We start from the raw sequence: 18145 nt of genomic DNA, 5'->3' as shown, positions 1-18145 counted from the left end.
ATCAAAATCACTTTAAAATATCTTTTAACTGTTCTAGTAATTCCACATTTACGAGATTAAATATGATTTATGTCATTCTTGAAAATTGGAATTAATGTATATGATTGGCACATACAAAAATCATTTATTTTTTTATCCGTCCAAAGGGGGCTTGAACAAATGCCGACTACGATGGTTATCGACTGTTGCAAAGAGGATCAGTGCAGAGGTAGTTCCAGATGCTTTTACAGAAAAATTTGTGAACTTTATCTGAGTGAGGTATATCGTTTCTGTATGCATTTAATCAAGAATCAGTCTTGCTTTACATTTATGGCAGAAGAATGTACACAAGATACTTTTGTAGCGGCAAGACAGCAATTGGTCAAGCTCAAACATCACCCCAATGTAAAGGGTTGGCTGTACCTTACGGCTAAAAATCTTATATATAAATCATTTAGGTGCTACTATACACAAAAAAAGCATGAAACTACGCTTGAATGTGAGAAAATCTGTAGTTTTTCAAATTCGGTAGAGGAGGAGTGGGAAAATCGTAGATTGGGAGATGTGGATACGGTTATCGTTAATATTCTAATGCAGCTTTCCAACAATGAATATACACTCTATGAAGACTACTTTTGTCGACAACTAGCTGTGCCCTTGCTCGCTACCAAATATAATATTTCGGTTACGGCTACAACGACTCGAATCTATAGACTGAAAAGAAAACTTCGTACATTGTCCCATCAATATTGTCTAACTCATATATAAATATATCTATGTACAGCAAAAACAGCGGAGCCCCTCTCCCAAAGAGAAGCTCCGCTGTTCGTTCTTGTGACTATGACTTGTATTCATACTACACTATTACTTAATCCCCGAAATCGTGTAGTTCTCAATAATATACTTTTGGAAAACAATGAAGATAATCATGATCGGAACGACCATGAAGGTCGAGCCTGCCATTTGAAGAGCAAATTGACTTTCGTTCTGCCCCTTGAGCAGTGACAGCCCGACGGACAAGGTGTACAGCTTCTCATCGTTCGCAATAATGAGCGGCCACAGGAAGCTATTCCATCCACCAATAAAGGTTAAAATGGCCTGTACTGCCAGAATTGGTGTCGAGATAGGCAATACGATTTGCAGAAAAGTACGGAACTCCCCTGCTCCATCGAGACGTGTCGCCTCCAGCAATTCTTCCGGGATATCGGACATAAACTGCCGGAACAGGAAGATCGCGAACGCGCCTACCAATCCAGGAAGGACAATCCCCAGCATGGAATTGGTCAATCCCATCTGGTTCAGGATCAAGTAGACGGGAATCATCGTCACTTGACCTGGAATCATCATCGTTGCCAGTACCAGGTAGAATAGAAACCCTTTGCCTTTAAATTGGAATTTGGCAAAGCCATAACCTGCCATGGCATTCAGGAATAATCCGAAGAAGGAAGCTAAAACAATGATCAGCGTATTCGTCAGATAGGTTCCAAAAGCCATGCTATCGAATAGTAATTTAAAATTATCCAGTGTAAAATGCTGCGGCCAGATGGTCGGAGGAATTTTGGTTACCTCACCCTCTGTCTTAAAGGAGGATAATATCATCCACGCAAAAGGCAGCACCATCAACAGACCTCCCACGGTCAGGAGAATCGCCACGAACCATTGAAATGTTTTTTCACCACTGCGCGTATTGGCGCGGGCTTGCTGAACAGCTGTTTTCACGTTCATCACCTCTCTCTATCAGGACTCCGCTTTATTTTGCAAACGGAACTGAATCAGCGTCACCGCGATGATCGCGAAGAACAGAATGAACGATCCCGCCGCGGCATACCCGAATTTACTAAATTGGAAGCCGTTATTGTAAATGAACAGAGATGCTGTCAGCGTGCCGTCGAGCGGCTTCCCTTTAGTCATGACAAACGGTTCCTCGAAAAATTGCAGCCAGCCAATCATCGTCGTGATGGACACGAAGAAAATAGCGTAACGAAGCTGCGGAAGCGTAATATAACGAATTTGCTGCCATGTATTGGCCCCGTCAAGCTGTGCCGCTTCATAATAAGAGCCCGGAATCCCTTTAATAGCCGCAATAAAAATAATCATGTTTAAGCCGATGCCCCGCCAAACCGCTAACACAATCAGCGAAATTTTCGCTACTGTTGGATCGGTCAGCCATGGGACGGGACCTAAATTCATCAGACCAAGTACGTAGTTGAATAATCCAAGCGTCGGATTATACAGATAACTCCAAACCACTGCGACCGCAACCACATTCGTTACGGACGGCAGATAGAACACGACGCGGAATACTTTGAAAGCACGTGATTTCCCCATGTTAATCAGAATCGCGATGCTAAGCGAAAATATCAGCACCAACGGAACACCGATGATGACGAAGAACAGCGTATTACCAAGGGACTTTATAAAGGAAGGGTCCATTAGTACGTTTGTATAATTTTCCAGACCTATAAAGCGAATACTATCATAATTAACGAGTCCTGACAGATCCATATCCGTGAAGCTGATTACGAGCGCCAGTAGAATCGGCAACAGCGAAAACAGCGTCAACAGGATGATGGAGGGACCGATAAACAAGTATGGCGCAAGCTTCTGCGAGCTTCCTTTCATGCCTTCACTCCCTTTGACAATGGCGGATATGGATCATTATTTTTTCATAATACTTGCAGCCTGCTGATTAAAGTCATCCATTTCCTTCTGTACGTCGGCTTGACCACGGTAAACACGTTCAAAGCTCTTGATGAATTGTTGAGAAACCTCTTCCCATGCTGCCAGTTGCGGTAATGCTGCGGAATGATCCAGCTGTTTACGAATCGTTTGAAGCATCGGATCACTCTTAAGCTTGGCGTCTTCCCACGATTTAGTAGCCGCAGGCAAGTTACTGGACAGTTCCATCCATTTTAGCTGCGTTTCTGGTTTGCTCATGTAAGCCATGAATTTGGCCGACTCCTCCGGGTGCTTGCTGAATTGCATAATTGAAAGATTCGCTCCACCCAAAACGGACAGGTTGTTTACTTTGCCAGGAAGCTCCGCTATATTCCACTTACCTTCCAGTTCTGGTGCCTTGCTCTTGATTTCTTTAATCATAAAAGGACCGCTGATAAACATTGGAACGATACCATCACCTTGTAAACCTTGAACAGAGTCAATTCCAATATCCACTGCGTTAGAGCCGTTTTGGAAAAAAGTATTCAAATACTTCACAGCATCTACAAACGGTGGTTGGTTGAACAACGGATTGCCCTGCTCGTCAACCAGTTTGGAACCGTTCTGGAGAGCAAACATAAAGCCCATAGACTGCTCCTTTGCACTAAAGGAGATACCATATTTGCCTTTGCCCCGAGCCGCCAGCTTTTGGGCAGCATCGGAAAGCTCTTCCCACGTTTTAGGTGCTTCATTATATCCGACTTGTTTCAGTAGGTCGGAACGATAGAACAAAACTCTCGTTTCAGTGTACCAAGGCACACCGACCGGTTTCCCTTCAAATTTTGTCGTACCTACAGCACCCTCGAAGAAATTCTTCGATTCCAGTTCAGGATACTTGCTGATATAAGGGGTAATATCCGTCAATGCACCCGCAGACGCAAGTTCGGGAACCCATGATGTACCTAACTGAACCACGTCCGGACCGGATTTTGAAGCAACTGCTGTCAGCAGCTTATCGTGAGCGTTATCCCAAGGCAACGCCTGTACATCAACGTGAATATCTGGATTTTCTTTCTCAAAATCTTTTACAATTTCAGGCAGCAGTTTCCCTTCTGCTCCCATGCCCCACATGGTGATGGTCGTCTTGCCGTTCGCATCTTTGCCAGACGAATCATCCTTGGACGAGCAGCCTGCCAGCGCGCCCCCCAGTAATAAGGTGCTTGCCAAAATGATCCCCAACGTTCTTTTCATCATACGAATTCCTCCCGAGATGATCGGTTTACCGATCATGCAATATGATAACGGATTCAAATACGAGGATTTTGCGAAAATACAATTAGCGACTTCCAATGAACAATATATAGAACGAAATGGTCTCGTTCTTCTATATATTGCATTTTGGAGCGACTGGAATCGAATCTTGCAAAATCCTGATGCATGTAAATACATAGCGATTAAAGCATACCGCTATAACACTTATGTTCAAAGCACAAGGACCATACCTGTCAATAGAAACGTTTCGATAGTCATTATAGAACAAATTGAAACCGTATTCAATAGGAATATTATATTTTATTCGCTCAGAATCGCGACTTTTTTCCGTTTATATCATCTTTATTACGTTATTTAGCCTATAAAAACCCCCTGAATTGGATTTGACTCTCCATTTGAAAGCGTATATAATCCAACTGAGTTCAACAATAGAAACGTTTCGATTAATAATACGACAGAATATTATGCTTCTATACTAGCTATTAGCCTGTTCAGCACTTTTTTGAATCAATTTTATCCAAAAAATCTCATGAATCTGAAAAAAAAGAGCTGTCCACCAACAATACAGCTTATGGAGGATTATGATGGAACAACACCTGAATTCCTATTTAGAAAACATGACGCTTGAAGAAAAAGTCGATCAACTGCTACAGCTTGTGGGTGCCTTCTTTGAAGAAGCGGGAACGGATAGTCAAATTACTGGCCCCATGGCTTCTCTCGGCATCACAGAGGAAAATGTCCATAACGTCGGTTCCGTGCTTGGTATCGCAGGGGCCAAGGAAGCGATTCGTGTTCAGCAGGCTCATTTGAGTAAAAATCGTCTGGGTATTCCGCTTTTAATTATGGCAGATATTGTACACGGCTTCAAAACGATTTTCCCTATCCCGCTGGCCATTGGTTGCTCATGGGATATGCAACTTGCAGAAGAGAGCGCTACCATTGCAGCCCGCGAGGCGGCTGTATCCGGTGTTCACGTCACATTCGCTCCTATGGTCGATCTAGTGCGTGACCCGCGCTGGGGCCGTGTGATGGAATCTACAGGGGAAGACCCTTACCTCAACAGCGAATTTGCTCGTGCGTTTGTGCGCGGGTTTCAGGGTAAAGATCTGACGAACGATACCGACCGGGTGGCCGCATGCGTGAAGCATTTTGCCGCATATGGAGCTGGCGAAGGCGGACGGGATTACAACACTGTAGATGTATCCGCCTGGCAGCTGCGAGAGTATTATCTCCCCTCCTACAAAGCTGCTTTAGATGAAGGCTGCGAAATGGTGATGACGTCCTTCAATACCGTAGAAGGCGTAGCCGCAACGGGCAATAAGCGCCTGATGCGTGATTTGCTTCGTGATGAATGGGGCTTTGATGGTGTGCTCATCTCGGATTGGGCCGCCATCAAGGAGCTTATCCCTCACGGCATCGCCGAGGATGAGCGCGAGGCAGCGAAAAAAGCACTGCTGGCTGGCGTAGATATTGAAATGATGACCTCCTGCTATAACGGGCATCTGCCTGAGCTGGTTCGCAGCGGACAACTGGATGAAGCGCTCATTGATGAAGCCGTGATGCGTATATTGAAGCTCAAGCAAAAGCTGGGCTTGTTCGAAAATCCGCTACGCGGCGCAGACCCTGAGCGTGAACGTGAAGTTGTGTTCTGCGAAGCTCACCGTACGGTTGCCAAAGAATTAGCTATTAAATCTTGCGTGTTGCTCAAAAATGATTCCGTTCTTCCATTGAATCGCAATCAACATATTGCGTTGATCGGACCTTTTGCAGAGAGCGGTGATATCCTGGGCTCTTGGTCGTGGAGCGGTTCACAGGAGGAAGCTATTCGCGTTGTCGACGGGTTCCAATCGAAAATATCCTCCTCGCTGCTCACGGTTGCGGCAGGTTGCTCTATCGACGATATAACTGAGGAGCAATATGCGGAAGCTCTGCAAGCAGCCAGCCAAGCAGAGGTTATCGTGTTGGCGCTTGGTGAGCGCTCCGATATGAGTGGTGAAGCAGGCAGCCGTTCCAATATTCGCCTGCCACAAGCCCAGTTGGAACTGGTGAAGCGCCTGAAGACGCTGAACAAGCCTATGGTAGCCGTATTATTTAATGGTCGTCCGTTGGATCTGCACGGTGTCATTGAAGAAGCAGACGCCGTATTGGAAGCCTGGTTCCTTGGTGGTGAAGGCGGCGCGGCGATTGCCGATTTGTTGTACGGTGATGCCGAACCTACGGGTCGTCTGACCATGTCCTTCCCGCAATCGGTGGGACAGGTGCCCGTGTATTACAATCATTTTAATACGGGACGCCCGCAGTTAGATCCGAATACAAAAGAACGCTACGTGTCCCAATATCTAGACGTACCAAACGAACCTTTATTCCCGTTCGGCTATGGACTGAGTTACACCGATGTAGCCTATGACAGCGTACAGCTTTCCGGCGATACCCTTATACCTGGTCAGGAACTGACCATTAAAGTGCAGGTAACGAACACAGGAACACGTCCGGTCGAGGAAACCGTCCAGTTCTATGTTCGTGATATCAGCGGTGATACGGTTCGTCCAATGAAAGAACTGAAAGATTTCTGCAAAGTCCTTCTTGCCCCAGGCGAAAGCCGGGAAGTTGAATTTGCATTGACCGAGCCTCAGCTGCGCTATCATCATGCAGATTTGAGCTTCAGTAGTGACAGCGGTGAATTTGCCGTCTTTACAGGACCTAACAGCCGAGATACTAGTGAAAGCCGTTTTCGGTTAATGAAATAAACAGGAAAGTGAGGCGTTCCCTTTGATGAATACAAGTCTGGATCAAAATATTTTGCTACGGGCCGGCGACCTGTCTTTTACCTTCTTGAGCAGCGGTGATGTGTATAAGATCGCTCACGGCTCAACGATGATCAACCAGCTGTTGACCAATTCAGTCGACGGTTCCTTGAACAATCTGTACTTGAGATTGTACCGTCCGTCCGGTGTAAGTATCACTCCCCTGCTTGGAGTTCGCTCACCGGGAGTCATCCGACAAACGGATCAGCAGATTATTTGGGAGGGTTTCACCGCTGGTGTAGGCTATCAGGTAACCTTCACGCTAAGCCGCCTGGGAGTATGGTTCTGGGATGTAACCCTACAGGGCGATGACGTGGAAGCAGATGTCGTGTACGGTCAGGATATTGGCATTGCCGATACCGCCGCTGTGCGCAGTAATGAAGCTTATTTGTCTCAATATATTGACCACACCGTCTACCATGATGAACAAAGAGGCTACACCGTTTGCTCACGTCAAAACCAGCCTCAAAGTCAGGCTTTCCCATACATTCAACAAGGCTCGTTAACCCGCACTGTTGGTTACTCGACTGACGGATTTCAGTTCTTTGGACTTTCGTACAAAGAAACGAATGAGCCGGAAGCACTCCATCGTGACTCGCTCGCCAATGAAGTGTACCAATACGAATTCGCCTATACCGCGTTGCAATCTGAGCGGGTGAAACTTGCAGGGGAAGCTCGCTTTACTTTTTACGGTCTGTTCCAGCCCAATCATCCAGCCGCAGTGACAAAGCTGGAGTATCAGGAGCTGGTGACAAAGGCACGTGACGAAGTAGCTACCGTTCTAGCGGACGCTTCCGAGACCAGTATACCGGCACACGCGGCAAGTGATCTTCAGGCAGGGCGTGTGGCTCCAGCTCAAACCATCGGTGAGCCGCTGCGCACGCTGGACTTAACCGCTGCCGAAGTGAATCAACTTTTCCCGAAACGGCAGGAAGAAGAACGGGATGGAGATGAACTACTTTCCTTTTTCACGGACAGCTATGAGCATGTCGTACTCAAATCCAAAGAGCTTCGTGTAGAGCGTCCCCATGGGCACATTTTAATGGGCGGGCATTACGCAGGAGGCAAGGAAGAAACCATTACAACCACCTCCTATATGTACGGGGTGTTCAACTCCCAGCTCGTGATCGGCAATACAAACTTCAACAAAATGATCACCAACGCGCGTAATGCGCTCAATATTCCCAAGACATCCGGCCAGCGTATCTATGTCGGAGTCCAAGGGAAATACCGCCTGCTCACGATGCCTTCCCTGTTCGAGATTGGCTTTAATTATGTGCGCTGGTACTACAAAACGGCTGACGATACATTCATTATTACAAACCATACAAATGCCGATAGCCCAGAAGTACGGCTTCATATGCGTGCGGTAAGCGGCAAAACCTATCCGTTCCTCATCACTCAGCAAATGTCTATGCATGTGAACGAATATGAGCTTCCGTTTCATATGGAACATGAAGGTGACGCCCTGCTCTTCCGGGCAGACTCTGCTTCCCTGAGTGCCGAAGCCTATCCAGACCTGCTGTACCGAATGCACGTCGAGGGCGCTCCATTACAGCAGGTGAGCGACGCTCACGTACTGCTACAGGGTACAGCTTCCGCTGATGCGTCCCTAGTCGTGCTGGAGCTGGGTGACAGCAGCGAATGGACCTGCACCGTGCAGGGTTGGCTGAATGGGCTTTCAGCCGGGCAAGAATCAGCGCACAAAGAGCGTCACGCTTCCTTTGAAGATGAGCGCGAGCGCTATCGGGAATATTTTGCCGAGCTTATGAACGGTTTCCATCTGTCGCTGGGTCAACATGAAACGAGTGAGCTATTCCGTGTGAACGCAGTGGCTTGGTGGTACACCCACAATATGCTCGTTCACTACTCTGTGCCTCACGGTCTGGAGCAATACGGCGGTGCAGCCTGGGGAACACGTGATGTGTGTCAGGGGCCTGTGGAATATTTCTCAGCTACGCAAAAGTTCGACGAGGTTCGTTCCATTCTGCTGACTGTTTTCAGCCATCAGTACGAGGACAGCGGAAACTGGCCGCAATGGTTTATGTTTGACAACTATACTCACGTGCAGCAAGAAGAAAGCCATGGGGATATTATCGTCTGGCCGCTCAAGGTACTGGGCGACTATTTGACCGCTACCCGTGATTACAGTATTCTGGGAGAAAATGTACCTTACACCCATCGGCATACTTTCGATTATACCAAGCAGACCGCGACTCTCATGGAACATGCCCTGAAGGAAATCGAATATATTCGGGAGAATTTCCTTCATGATACGTATTTGTCGGCCTATGGCGACGGCGATTGGGATGATACCCTCCAGCCAGCCAATGCTCAGCTGAAGCAATACATGGCGAGCAGCTGGACGGTTGCACTCACCTACCAAGTTATTAGTAACTTTGCTGCTGCTTTGGAGCAGGCCCCCGCGGGTGTAGTAAGCGAAGCCGACAAGATTGCACAAGATCTACATCAAATGGCTAATGGCATCCGTAAAGACTTTAACCGCTACATGCTGGAGAGCGGAATTATTCCGGGCTTCGTGTATATGGAAGAGCCCGGCCAACCTAAGCTGATGCTCCATCCGTCTGACACCGAGACAGGAATCCATTATCGGTTGCTGCCAATGACACGCAGCATGATCAGCCAGCTGCTCACGCCTGAACAAGCATTGGCTCATGAGCAGCTCATCCGTGAGCAGTTCCTCTGCCCGGATGGTGTGCGTCTGATGAACCGCCCTGCACAGTATGATGGCGGTGTGAGCTCGCACTTCAAGCGTGCAGAGCAAGCGGCCAACTTTGGACGTGAGGTCGGGCTGCAATATGTGCATGCCCATATCCGCTTTGCGGAAGCGATGGCCAAGTTGGGACGCAAGGATGACGCTTGGCACAGCTTGAAGCTCATCAATCCGGTCGGCATCCGTGCGTCCGTACCGAATGCCGAATGGCGCCAAAGCAACGCCTATTTCAGTAGCTCGGACGGTAAATTTAACACCCGCTATGAAGCCCAGGAACGGTTTGGTGAACTGCGTGAAGGAGCCATCCCCGTCAAAGGCGGCTGGAGAATCTATTCCAGCGGTCCGGGAATCTACATGAATCAGCTCATATCGAATATCCTTGGTATTCGTCAATCGGGCGAAGACCTGATCCTGGACCCTGTGCTGCCGGATCATCTCGACGGATTGGAATTTGAATTTTCCTTTGCAGGAAAACCAATTACCTTCGTCTACCGCATGCTGCAAGAGCGTACTGGTAGTGAGCAAGGCCGTGCAGTATTGAACGGGACACCACTGGAAAGCGTGCCCGCCGATGATAATCGCTACCGCTCTGGTGCCTTGCGCATCAAACGTGAGATTTTCGAGCAGGCCTTAGCAGAACATGACGGTGTACACCGTCTGGAGATTATTTTATAAAGAGTTTTTGATGCTAAATCTGGTATAGGCAACAAAGGGATGGCGATCTTGCGGGATCGCCCTTTGCTGCTTATGTGTAGGACTACGACATTTGGAATAGATATGTGGTTAATAATGAATATACAATAGCAATTATAAGACGGACGACAAGGAGGTCACGATGTGGTCAGCATTAAAGATATCGCCAAACAGGCGGGCGTTTCCATATCTACCGTTTCATATGCCTTAAATGGTAGCGATAAGGTAACAGAAGAAACTTGCGCACGTATTTTAGCGATTGCCAAAGAGCTTAACTATGTGCCCAATGCCGCCGCACGTAATCTCAAGAAAAGGCAGACCAAAATTATTGGCGTTTTCCTGACTGATTTTCGTGGAGACGTTTATGGAGATTTACTGTATGGCATCAAGGAAATTTTAAACCGCAAGGGCTATGATCTCATCGTATGCAGCGGTAAGCAATCTCACCGAATGCTGCCGGAACGCATGATCGACGGCGCCATTGTGCTGGATCAGACGTTTGAAAGTCAGGAGCTACTGAACTATGCCGAGCGAGGACATAAAATTGTCGTATTGGACCGTGAACTGAATCATCCTAACATTAACCAGGTGCTGCTGGATAACAAAGCGGGCGCCGCTCTCGCAATCGAACATTTATTGGAATTGGGACACCGTAAGCTATATGTGGTTACCGGACCAGAAGGTTCTTACGATTCATGGCAACGGATGCAGGCGGTCAAGCAGACCATTGAGCGTAGCGGCGTCGCTGAAATGATCGAAATTGACGGCGATTTTGAGAAATCGGGTGGCGAACAGGCGGCTGAAATCATTTTGCGGCAACAAGATGGCCCGGGTTCGGAACCTGTAGCCGTATTTTGTCTCAATGATGAAATGGCAGTGGGCTTTTACAATCGAATGGCTCAATCAGAACTGACAATTGGCAAGGATATTCATATCGTCGGCTTTGATAATATCGAGCTGGCGCAATATATTCAGCCCCGTCTGACAACGATTGACTATTCCAAACGTAAATGGGGCGCTGTAGCTGCCGAACAAGTTCTCAAAATCATTGCCGGGGAAGACGTGGAGCATGAACGTTTATACGTTACGCTTGTCCAAAGAGAATCGGCAGGCGCAGCATTCATCACCCCAGATCAACAGAATCTGTGATGAACAACGCAGAAGTAACCCGCTCGCCAGCCTCAAAAAAAGAACTTCCATAGTCCCAGAACACGGGTTGGAAGTTCTTTTAGTTATACTTTTTTAACCTAACAAATCCTCAATTAAATTCGTCAACGACCGTAAGGGATTGTCAATCATTTCCCCCGTCTCCAGTTCCACCTGTAACGCAGCATCAACCATAGACAACTGTGCTACAGCCAGACCTCTGCTTGGATCAGCCTTCCTCAGCTCATACAGCGAACGGACCAGCAATTCCTTATACTCGTCTTCACGTCCCTGCATAATCAGTTGAAAAGCGTCCTCCACCACCTTAACCTCTATCCAAGAAGAGATATCTGGTTTGCCTAACAGAGCAGCCGTATGATAAAGACGCTTCATCGTTCCCTCTACAGTAGCCGGATTCGTGAATACCAAGGTCCGTGGCAGCAAATCATCGCATATCTCATGAAAAAAGGGCTCATCCAGCGCAATTACTGGTGTAGACATGGTCAATTGAGCCTTTTCTGCCAAAACGATATAATTCGTGCACGTTATCAAAATAACGTCTATGTCGCTTTGGGCAATCCAGCTTAGTTGCTCTTCTACCTTGCGACTGGCATCGTCCGCAGAAAAATGCGGGTCTGACGAGATCCGGCGCATAAGCCCAGGGTCCACAAAATGTATCAGCTCCACCTCATAAGAAGCAAAAGCTCGTTCCACATAGGCTATGTTCGAGTGATGTGCATGCAGGCAGCCCACACGCCGCTTCAAGCCTTCCATCGTTCAACCCCCTGTTATATGTTTGCATCATTTTAACAGGAACAGGACGGTTGGGAAAGCGTGCCAATCAGGCCATACCCCAAACTCACTTTTTTTAAAACTTGCCGTTTGTATTTTTCCACTCTGTTTTAGCTGGAACCTCCTGAACTACGTCCCAATGTTCTGCTACCTTACCGTTCTCTACCCGGAACAGATCATAGACAGCGGCTGAAGTTCCCTTAGATGATGTCAATTCACTCACAACCAGCACGAAGTTGCCTTCTCCAATAACCATGTGAACCTGACCATATCCAAAAGAAGCTCCTTGGCTTCCCGCTGCGGAAAATGCTTGCTTCAAATTGGATACACCGTCACCAAAAAGAGGGTTATGCTGAATGTAATGATCACCGTTATAGTAGCTTTCCAATGCAGCACGATTTTTGCCAACCAGGACATCATCCACAAACTTGCGGATCAGTGTTTTGTTCGTCTCAGTTTGGTTGAGATCCGTGATCTGTGTTGTTCCGTCAATCATTGTACGTCCGCTTGGATTAGCTGGAGCCGAGTCCTGAATATTGTCCCAATGCTCAACGATTTTACCATTGCTATCGAAGCGGAAAATATCAAAGACAATGCTTGATTTACCTGCAATTGTCGTTTTATAATGAACAGCTACAAAATTCCCATCCTGAAGCACACGATGGATTTCAACCTTTGTACCAGCTTGCTTCAATTGGCTAATTCCTTGCAGCAAGGCATCTCTTCCGCTGGCAAAGCTCAGATTGTGCTGAATGTACTGATCCTTGCTGATCCAGGTCTCGGCCGCTTTCGTATCTCCGGTTTCAAAGCTTTTCACGATTTCAACGACCTTATCCTTATTACTCACCCCGATTTGCACCGTTTGGCTGGCCGGGTCCCAAATCACTTGCTTGCCCCATGCTTCTTTGACGACATCAACCGGTACATAAGTTACCCCTTGTTTGGTCAATAGGGTCGAGGTGGATAGCGGTACCTTAATCCCGTTGATTTGCGCTTCCGGACTGCCTGACACCAGTACAACCGTCGCCTGATCATATCGGATAGTCGTGCTTTGTCGCGCCGTATTGAACGTAATATGCTTGGCATCCATTGGAATTCCCAAACTGGAGGCCAATTGTCTCAAGGGAATTAAGACCTGCTTATTTCTCACGATAGGCGCAATTTTGTAAGCCTCCTTCTTGCCATCTACCCAAACCTGAATACCCGTAGTAGGTTTTACCTCGGCTGCTAAAGCCGGTACAGCAGAAGACAGAACAAGCAAACCAGCGAGTGCAGCAGTAACCGTATGTTTTTTCATGAATGTGAACCCCTCTCAACCTATAAAATAGAATATGGAAGACAATTTCCTTTTATGTAACTTATATAGTTACACCTAATCGCAAAAAGCAACTTTTCCCCGCCTATCTAACTTTAAACCCCATTTAAATCTTTTGAAACCTCAATAACCCTCCTTTCAAAAATTTATAATTGTACTGCTACAATGCAAGCCACAAGCCTTAGAATAAAGGATATGGGGAGCAATAACAATGTGTGATAACTTGCTAATTGCCGAAACTCAAAAAAAGCGGCTCCTATCACCAAGCGAATGAACGCTTTTTGAATAGTAAGCCGCTGTTAACCCCATTGCTATTGTTATACGGATAACGTTCTCCGAAACTTGATAAAGCTCCCGATTCGCCAGATTGAGATATACACCAGCGCCATCGTAATCGCCAGCATACTAACTTCAGACGTACCCAGACTACTGAGGTACTGGGTCAAAACAACGCGAATCAAGATAATAGCGATAATAATATATTTAAAATATTGGTTTGGCTTCGGATAAATACGACCGTCATCCCGTCTTTCATACGCCGTATGCAGCAAAATAACATAGCCAAACAGAGCCCCTAATAGCCCGGCAACCAGCAGTTCCCAAAAGGCGGGGGGCGCATACGTTTGACCGGGAATATGCATTAATTGGTACACAGACATCATCATAAGCGGGAACGCGATAAACAAGGGGAGCAGAATCCGGATTCCGTTTCCTTTTACCGGCCCCCCTCGTCTTTTGGTTCTCAACCAGATCATCAGCCCCACCAAAACAGCCAACAATGCATATATAAATATCGTCGTCATGGTGAAACTCCTTCCTCATAGATCCTATAGATACGCTAGCCTAAATCGACAGTTTTTTCTCCAGTAGATAAGCGCTCAAGCGGATTAATACATATGCAGCAACCCAACTGATCAACACCGCAATCGGGAAATGCCAGGTAAAAGAAAACCATTGTCCTGTTTGAACATGGTCAAACTGCTCATAAAGCCCCTGGTCGCCTGACCAATAAAAGACACTCCCGCCACCCATCAAAAGAATCCAGAGTATCGGGCTAATCGGCCGCAAGGTGCTGTATTTGGTACTGGCCGTCAGCAGACCCAGCGCAATAACCAACGGTGTGAAGGCGATAATCATCACAAACCAGTTCAATCCAGCTATAATAAAGGACGCTGCATCCGCAAACGTATAAGGCTGGATGGTGGATGAGATGAACAGCGCGTACAGAGAACCTACCACAAACAGGGACAAGGTCACGACCACGGCTTGTAAAATAGCAGCAATCCATTTGGCGCTAATCAGCCACATACGCGGATAGGGCAGAGTCAGCCACCATCCGTAGGTGTCATTCTCCCATTCTCTTCTCAGACTTCCCACACCCATGAAAATGATCATGTACGGCAAACCCAGGGTGACATACCACAGCCTTGTCAATTCGAGTTGGTTATGAAGCGCGAAATACAAGGAAATAACGAACGCCGCAATTAGAAATAATGAGAAATACACAAGTCTCCACGATCTGGGTAGTCGATTGCGGCTCTGCTTTCTCCAGCTTCCTTTATTTCGAAATTCATGGCGTATCAAATCTTTGAACAGCCCTGATGAATTCACGCCTTCCACTCCTTTTTGTACAAATTGCGGAACACCTGATTCAGCGAGCCATGCTCTGCACGCAGATCGTCCGAATCACCAGACCATATAACCCGTCCGCGGTCCATCATGACCGTGTAGTCAAACAAGCCTTCCACTTCCTGAATATCATGCGTGCTAATGAGTATAGACTGCTGGCGGCCCTCCAAATAATCAATAATCCCGGCCACGATCGCTTCTCTGGAGAGGACATCAATGCCCGCAAACGGTTCATCCAGGATCATGAGCGGAACCTCACGCGCCAGACATAAAATCAGTAGCACACGTGCCTCCTGTCCGCGACTCAACCCGGCCATTTTCAACTCCAACTCCACGTCCATATGATCAGCAAGTTTATAGGCATCTTTTATATTGAAGCCAGGCAAAAAGGATTCCCCCCACTCCAGTGTCTGCTGCACCGTATGATTAGGGTACCAGCGAGCCCGGTCAGGCAGATAGGATATGCCACGATTGGTTTCCCAACCTGGCTTTTGCCCCAATACCTGAAGCTCGCCCCCATCCGGCCGAATTAATCCGGTGATTGCTCGAAAGAAGCTGGACTTCCCACAGCCATTGGGTCCAAGCACCCCTACAATGCGTCCCGCCGGAATGACGACATCCAAGTGATCCAGCGCTTTTTTACTTTCATATTGCTTCGTCAGATGACTCGCAACCACAATAGATTCCGTCATGCCCCTTCGCCTCCTTCCTCGTCATTTCCGTCCTGTTTGCTTCTTATATACTGCTGTACATCTTCCCACGATAACCCCAGACTGCTCATCTGTCCGAGAAACTGATCTATATACGTTATAGCCAATTGTTCCCTAAAGCTGGCAATCCGTTCACTGGACGAAGTAACATAAGTGCCTAACCCGCGCCGCTTCTCAGTCAATCCGTCCCGCTCCAGCTCCTGATACGCCCGCATCACAGTATTCGGATTCATGCGTAGTTCCTGCGCCAGATCACGAACAGATGGCATTTTGCTTCCCATTTCGATCTCCCCTTTAGCAATGGAGCTTCGTACTTGATTTAATATTTGCTCATATAATGGCTGGCTGAAGTCAATTAAAAACCGGAACGAGCCAACCCGTTGTTCTTCCATGGGTGTTTCCCCCTAATCGGCTGCATCTATCGTGCCTGTAGTGTGTTATATCACTTAATACACGTAATACAAGTACCATCTTACTAAAATGTTAGTCATGCTTCCAAATTTCATTCAGTAAATGCTCAGCTTGCACTCAGATAGCATTCAAGTTGATCCCTTATGATGTATCACGTACCAAACAAACCATAACCGAAAGGTGGAAAATGAAGATGAAGAGCACCAAGAAAGCAATTTTGGCTGGAACGATGGCCTTGGCATTTTTAGGAGGCGGTGCACTATACTCCACAAGCGCAGCCCATGCTGCTTCAACTACACCTGAGAAGGCTCCCATTGCAGACAAAGCACAAGCACCTAAGGGTAACCCCGGAGATGCTAACGGCCCTAAAATGGCAGGAGGAAACTATGCTGAGAACAAAGCTCTCCTGAAATTATTGAAATTGTCCTCCAGTCAGTTGGATACACAATTGAAAGCAGGTAAATCCCTTGCTACAATCGCCAAAGCACAAGGTGTGAGCGTAAATTCCGTTATTGATGTGATGGTTTCAGATATGAAAGCGAAACTGGCTACGGAAAAACAAAACGGCAAGATTACGGCAACTGAATATAACCAACGTGTCTCTAATCTAAAAAAAATGATGACAGATATGGTGAATGGCGTAAAACCCTCCAAACCACCAGTAGATGGCGGTAAAGCGGATGCAGGTAAAGCTCCTGCTCAAGGTGATGCAGCCAAGGCTCCTGCTAAAACCAATGCAGCTAAAGCCTCTGCTAAGCAGAAATAGCTACATCCACCCATGTATAATAAATCTCCATCCGGCTTCCCTGTACGGATTGAGAAATCAATAAGCTTGTCCCCTGCTGCTGATACAACAGGAGGGGACAAGCTTATTTGTCATGTAAACAAGATAATATGTGGTAGACTAACATGATCCAGAGGTCATTTTTCACTAAAATTCATAATAAGGAGAATGTAATGAAAATAAATAAACAGGAATTTGATATACAAGGAATGAGCTATACGATCAGATCTGCCATGATTCAAGATGCGAAGAATTTGTCTGAAATCCGTTTGCTGATTGATGGAGAGACTGAAAATTTAGACAGAGAGAAGGGAGAAGCGTTTATAAGTACATCCGGTTTTGAACAGCTCATTGAATCAGATACAGAGAATAACAGAAACCTATTTTTAGTTGCGGTAGTTCATGATAAAATCGTCGGATTTTCAAGATGTGAGGGCCATGTTCTGAGCAGATTCTCTCATAAAGTTGAATTTGGCGTATGCGTACTAAAGGATTTTTGGGGTTATGGGATCGGGACGAATCTTTTAAAAAAATCTATTTCTTGGGCTGACTCCAATGGCATCAAGAAAATAACTCTACAAGTTTTGGAAACGAATGATAAAGCCATTGAGCTCTATAAAAAACATGGATTTGAGATCGAAGGGTTATTAAAAAACGATAAGGTTCTTTCAGATGGAAAATACTACAACACCATAATCATGGGGAGATTTCATAAATAAAAAAAGACCCTGTTCAACAGGATCTTTCATCTTTGTATCGCCACACATCCCCTAGTAGCGATAATCATCATAAGGATTGCGATTACGATACTGATCACGCGGCTGCTGGGCTGCGGTAATCATCAAAAATATGCCTGAGATCAAATGCATCAACCAGCCCACAATCGGAATCCATCCAATAACCGAGGTCACGATCCCTAAAATAGATCCATAATAAGACTCTCTATTCGTCACCGATAGCACCAACGTAACAATGTGGAAAATCAGCATAAAGAACAATATAGTATACGCGGAATTTACGACGAGCAGCCCGCCCAAAACGGGAATAGCTAAAAACAGCTCCAATCCGCCTGTAATCCATTTTAATGTTTTTGATGGTGTCATTGTTCCACTCTCCCGATGCTGTTTCATTCCATAATTATATCCCATCCCTATCTAGGATGACATACATTTTTTAACATAATATATGCTTATATCGTGACAGTCTCATCCCTTTTTC

At 46.5% G+C, this 18145-nt stretch carries 16 protein-coding genes; 6 read left to right on the top strand and 10 right to left on the bottom strand.

From position 1 onward, the window contains the following. The first annotated feature begins 69 nt into the window (after nt 1-69). Entirely contained in the window at nt 70-747 is a 678-nt protein-coding gene (locus tag ACUUJN_RS01680; RefSeq protein ID WP_319016772.1) for an RNA polymerase sigma factor, read from the top strand. A 96-nt stretch (nt 748-843) separates the two neighbouring features. Here the strand turns inward: ACUUJN_RS01680 and ACUUJN_RS01675 are convergent, their stop codons facing one another. Genes ACUUJN_RS01675 through ACUUJN_RS01665 form a run of 3 tightly spaced genes read right to left on the bottom strand, consistent with a single transcriptional unit; the run spans nt 844 to nt 3891 of the window. Next, nucleotides 844-1698: a carbohydrate ABC transporter permease gene (locus ACUUJN_RS01675; protein WP_023986622.1), complete on the bottom strand. Its 855-nt coding sequence runs from the start codon at nt 1696-1698 to the stop codon at nt 844-846. Nucleotides 1699-1716: 18 nt separating this feature from the next. Continuing rightward, entirely contained in the window at nt 1717-2601 is an 885-nt protein-coding gene (locus ACUUJN_RS01670) for a carbohydrate ABC transporter permease (protein WP_160789037.1), read from the bottom strand. A 36-nt stretch (nt 2602-2637) separates the two neighbouring features. After that, a complete protein-coding gene (locus tag ACUUJN_RS01665) occupies nt 2638-3891 on the bottom strand; it encodes an extracellular solute-binding protein (protein ID WP_028541957.1) in 1254 nt (417 codons plus the stop codon). Between the two features lie 602 nt (nt 3892-4493). Between ACUUJN_RS01665 and ACUUJN_RS01660 the strand changes: the two genes are divergently transcribed. The 3 genes from ACUUJN_RS01660 to ACUUJN_RS01650 all read left to right on the top strand — a co-directional run bounded on the left by ACUUJN_RS01660 (nt 4494) and on the right by ACUUJN_RS01650 (nt 11289). Then, nucleotides 4494-6656 carry a glycoside hydrolase family 3 N-terminal domain-containing protein gene (locus ACUUJN_RS01660; RefSeq protein ID WP_484669197.1) on the top strand — a complete coding sequence of 721 codons (2163 nt, stop codon included), beginning with the start codon at nt 4494-4496 and terminating at the stop codon, nt 6654-6656. A 25-nt stretch (nt 6657-6681) separates the two neighbouring features. After that, nucleotides 6682-10122 (top strand): GH36-type glycosyl hydrolase domain-containing protein, encoded by a 3441-nt coding sequence (locus tag ACUUJN_RS01655; RefSeq protein WP_484669728.1) that lies wholly within the window; start codon nt 6682-6684, stop codon nt 10120-10122. Nucleotides 10123-10284: 162 nt separating this feature from the next. Then, a complete protein-coding gene (locus ACUUJN_RS01650; protein WP_023986616.1) occupies nt 10285-11289 on the top strand; it encodes a LacI family DNA-binding transcriptional regulator in 1005 nt (334 codons plus the stop codon). 93 nt (nt 11290-11382) lie between these two features. On the opposite strand, the gene ACUUJN_RS01645 is transcribed toward ACUUJN_RS01650, so the two are convergent. The 6 genes from ACUUJN_RS01645 to ACUUJN_RS01620 form a co-directional block, all read right to left on the bottom strand. Next, a complete protein-coding gene (locus ACUUJN_RS01645) occupies nt 11383-12060 on the bottom strand; it encodes a hypothetical protein (protein ID WP_484669196.1) in 678 nt (225 codons plus the stop codon). Nucleotides 12061-12154: 94 nt separating this feature from the next. Continuing rightward, nucleotides 12155-13375, bottom strand: coding sequence for a stalk domain-containing protein (locus ACUUJN_RS01640; protein ID WP_028541953.1), 1221 nt, complete (start codon nt 13373-13375; stop codon nt 12155-12157). A gap of 335 nt (nt 13376-13710) precedes the next feature. After that, complete coding sequence (locus ACUUJN_RS01635) at nt 13711-14196, bottom strand: CcdC protein domain-containing protein (protein WP_076295738.1); 486 nt, start codon at nt 14194-14196, stop codon at nt 13711-13713. A 40-nt stretch (nt 14197-14236) separates the two neighbouring features. Next, the gene (locus ACUUJN_RS01630) at nt 14237-15004 is read right to left on the bottom strand and encodes an ABC transporter permease subunit (RefSeq protein WP_023986612.1); all 768 of its coding nucleotides are present in this window, start codon (nt 15002-15004) and stop codon (nt 14237-14239) included. Further along, the gene (locus tag ACUUJN_RS01625; protein ID WP_023986611.1) at nt 15001-15714 is read right to left on the bottom strand and encodes an ABC transporter ATP-binding protein; all 714 of its coding nucleotides are present in this window, start codon (nt 15712-15714) and stop codon (nt 15001-15003) included. The genes ACUUJN_RS01630 and ACUUJN_RS01625 overlap by 4 nt, the downstream gene beginning before the upstream one ends. Further along, a complete protein-coding gene (locus ACUUJN_RS01620; protein WP_028541952.1) occupies nt 15711-16124 on the bottom strand; it encodes a GntR family transcriptional regulator in 414 nt (137 codons plus the stop codon). The genes ACUUJN_RS01625 and ACUUJN_RS01620 overlap by 4 nt, the downstream gene beginning before the upstream one ends. Before the next feature lie 212 nt (nt 16125-16336). Here ACUUJN_RS01620 and ACUUJN_RS01615 point away from each other — a divergent pair, with 212 nt between their 5' ends. Continuing rightward, the gene (locus ACUUJN_RS01615; RefSeq protein WP_023986609.1) at nt 16337-16909 is read left to right on the top strand and encodes a hypothetical protein; all 573 of its coding nucleotides are present in this window, start codon (nt 16337-16339) and stop codon (nt 16907-16909) included. Nucleotides 16910-17100: 191 nt separating this feature from the next. Then, nucleotides 17101-17646 (top strand): GNAT family N-acetyltransferase, encoded by a 546-nt coding sequence (locus ACUUJN_RS01610; RefSeq protein WP_264454282.1) that lies wholly within the window; start codon nt 17101-17103, stop codon nt 17644-17646. A 51-nt stretch (nt 17647-17697) separates the two neighbouring features. On the opposite strand, the gene ACUUJN_RS01605 is transcribed toward ACUUJN_RS01610, so the two are convergent. Beyond that, nucleotides 17698-18030 (bottom strand): hypothetical protein, encoded by a 333-nt coding sequence (locus ACUUJN_RS01605; protein ID WP_013308359.1) that lies wholly within the window; start codon nt 18028-18030, stop codon nt 17698-17700. Nucleotides 18031-18145: the final 115 nt, after the last annotated feature.

This window comes from Paenibacillus sp. LRG-1, from assembly GCF_057220305.1.
Note: the sequence above shows the minus strand (reverse complement) of the source record. Positions and strands in the feature narration are given on the sequence as shown.